Origin of the sequence: Pasteurella bettyae CCUG 2042 (genome assembly GCF_000262245.1) — a bacterium.
Lineage (GTDB): Bacteria > Pseudomonadota > Gammaproteobacteria > Enterobacterales > Pasteurellaceae > Basfia > Basfia bettyae.
In genome coordinates, this window is sequence record NZ_AJSX01000001.1 from 1 (window position 1) to 3,321 (window position 3,321).

Consider the following 3,321-nt stretch of genomic DNA (forward strand, 5'->3'; position numbering starts at 1 on the left):
CGGTGACCTACTCTCACATGGGGATTCCCCACACTACCATCGGCGTTTCGGCGTTTCACTTCTGAGTTCGGCATGGGGTCAGGTGGGACCACCGCACTTTCGCCGCCAAGATTATCCTTCTATTCTTATCTCTATTCCTAATTAGTCTACACTAATAGCCTAACTAATCATTCTTCATCTAAATAAAAAACAAGCCTTTAACTTCATAAAAAAAACACTTGAGCGTTGTATGGCTAAGCCTCTCGGGCAATTAGTATCTGTTAGCTCAATGGCTCACACCACTTACACATCAGACCTATCTACGTCGTCGTCTTCAACAACCCTTACTAGTTTATACTAGGGAGAACTCATCTTAAGGCAAGTTTCGTGCTTAGATGCTTTCAGCACTTATCTCTCCCGCATTTAGCTACCCAGCAATGCCTCTGGCGAGACAACTGGAACACCAGTGATGCGTCCACTCCGGTCCTCTCGTACTAGGAGCAGCCCCTTTCAATTCTCCAACGCCCACGGCAGATAGGGACCAAACTGTCTCACGACGTTTTAAACCCAGCTCGCGTACCACTTTAAATGGCGAACAGCCATACCCTTGGGACCTACTTCAGCCCCAGGATGTGATGAGCCGACATCGAGGTGCCAAACACCGCCGTCGATATGAACTCTTGGGCGGTATCAGCCTGTTATCCCCGGAGTACCTTTTATCCGTTGAGCGATGGCCCTTCCATTCAGAACCACCGGATCACTATGACCTGCTTTCGCACCTGCTCGACTTGTCTGTCTCGCAGTTAAGCTTGCTTATACCATTGCACTAACCTCACGATGTCCGACCGTGATTAGCAAACCTTCGTGCTCCTCCGTTACTCTTTGGGAGGAGACCGCCCCAGTCAAACTACCCACCAGACACTGTCCGAGTACTCGTTCCGAATACTCCGTTAGAACATCAAACGTTAAAGGGTGGTATTTCAAGGATGACTCCACTATCACTGGCGTGACCGCTTCAAAGTCTCCCACCTATCCTACACATCAAAATTCAATGTTCAGTGTCAAGCTATAGTAAAGGTTCACGGGGTCTTTCCGTCTAGCCGCGGGTACACCGCATCTTCACGGCGATTTCAATTTCACTGAGTCTCGGGTGGAGACAGCCTGGCCATCATTATGCCATTCGTGCAGGTCGGAACTTACCCGACAAGGAATTTCGCTACCTTAGGACCGTTATAGTTACGGCCGCCGTTTACTGGGGCTTCGATCAGGAGCTTCTCTTGCGATAACTCCATCAATTAACCTTCCAGCACCGGGCAGGCATCACACCCTATACGTCCACTTTCGTGTTTGCAGAGTGCTGTGTTTTTAATAAACAGTTGCAGCCAGCTGGTATCTTCGACCGGTTCAACCTTCATCCGCGGGGATTACAATCTACGCCGGCGCACCTTCTCCCGAAGTTACGGTGCTATTTTGCCTAGTTCCTTCACCCGAGTTCTCTCAAGCGCCTGAGTATTCTCTACCTGACCACCTGTGTCGGTTTATAGTACGGTTTAGTATGAGCTAGAGCTTAGTGGCTTTTCCTGGAAGCGTGGTATCAGTTACTTCAGCACCGTAGTGCCTCGTCATCATCTCTCAGTGTTTATAGTGAACCGGATTTGCCTAATTCACCCACCTACTAACTTAAACAGGGATATCCAACACCCTGATAACCTAACCTTCTCCGTCCCCACATCGCACTCATACCAAGTACGGGAATATTAACCCGTTTCCCATCGACTACGCTCTTCAGCCTCGCCTTAGGGGCCGACTCACCCTGCCCCGATTAACGTTGGACAGGAACCCTTGGTCTTCCGGCGAACGAGTTTTTCACTCGTTTTATCGTTACTTATGTCAGCATTCGCACTTGTGATACGTCCAGCAAGCCTCTCAACTCACCTTCTTCCGCTTACACAACGCTCCCCTACCCAACAGTCTTACAACTGATGCCGCAGCTTCGGTGCTATGTTTGAGCCCCGTTACATCTTCCGCGCAGGCCGACTCGACTAGTGAGCTATTACGCTTTCTTTAAATGATGGCTGCTTCTAAGCCAACATCCTAGCTGTCTAAGCCTTCCCACTTCGTTTCCCACTTAACATAAACTTTGGGACCTTAGCTGGCGGTCTGGGTTGTTTCCCTCTCCACGACGAACGTTAGCACCCGCCGTGTGTCTCCTGAGTATCACTCTTCGGTATTCGTAGTTTGCATCGGGTTGGTAATCCGGGATGGACCCCTAGCCGAAACAGTGCTCTACCCCCGAAGGTGTCCGCTCAAGGCTCTACCTAAATAGATTTCGGGGAGAACCAGCTATCTCCCGGTTTGATTGGCCTTTCACCCCCAGCCACAGGTCATCCGCTAATTTTTCAACATTAGTCGGTTCGGTCCTCCAGTTAGTGTTACCCAACCTTCAACCTGCCCATGGCTAGATCACCGGGTTTCGGGTCTATATCATGCAACTATTCGCCCAGTTAAGACTCGGTTTCCCTTCGGCTCCCTTATTCAGTTAACCTCGCTACATAATATAAGTCGCTGACCCATTATACAAAAGGTACGCAGTCACAGAATTATTCCGCTCCCACTGCTTGTACGCACAAGGTTTCAGGTTCTATTTCACTCCCCTCACCGGGGTTCTTTTCGCCTTTCCTTCACAGTACTGGTTCACTATCGGTCAATCAGGAGTATTTAGCCTTGGAGGATGGTCCCCCCTTCTTCAAACAGGATTTCTCGTGTCCCGCCCTACTTCTCGTTAGCTTAGTACCACTATAAAGTTTTTAGGTACGGGATTATCACCCTCTATGATTGCGCTTCCCAGCACATTCCCCTAACTTTAATGCTATCACTTACTGGCTCCTCCGCTTTCGCTCGCCGCTACTCACAGAATCTCGGTTGATTTCTTTTCCTCGGGGTACTTAGATGTTTCAGTTCTCCCGGTTTGCCTTTATTACCTATGGATTCAGTAATAAATAGTAGATTCTTCATCTACTGGGTTTCCCCATTCGGATATCTTGGATTATACGCTTCTTATCAACTCATCCAAGCTTTTCGCAGATTTGCACGTCCTTCTTCGCCTCTGATTGCCAAGGCATCCACCTTGTGCGCTTCGTCACTTAACCATACAACCTCAAGTATTCTTTTTACAAAGCTTTCCTTTCGCTGTACGCTTCGTTAAACAACTCAACAATTAACTGCCTTTTCTCAGTTAATCTTGTTTTTTTTACTCAGACTTTTTCATAGTAGTACCCTCTTTCGATTTGTACTAACTTGAAAGTCTCTTCAGTTTTTCAGCTTGTTTCCTATTTTTTAAAG

Annotated in this window: 2 rRNA genes; both read right to left on the minus strand. The window is 48.1% G+C overall.

The features are described 5' to 3' along the window. Positions 1–110 (minus strand): 5S ribosomal RNA (gene rrf / locus HMPREF1052_RS00005); the annotation flags it as partial. A 119-nt stretch (positions 111–229) separates the two neighbouring features. After that, positions 230–3,128: ribosomal RNA gene (locus HMPREF1052_RS00010) — 23S ribosomal RNA — on the minus strand. Positions 3,129–3,321 lie beyond the last annotated feature (193 nt).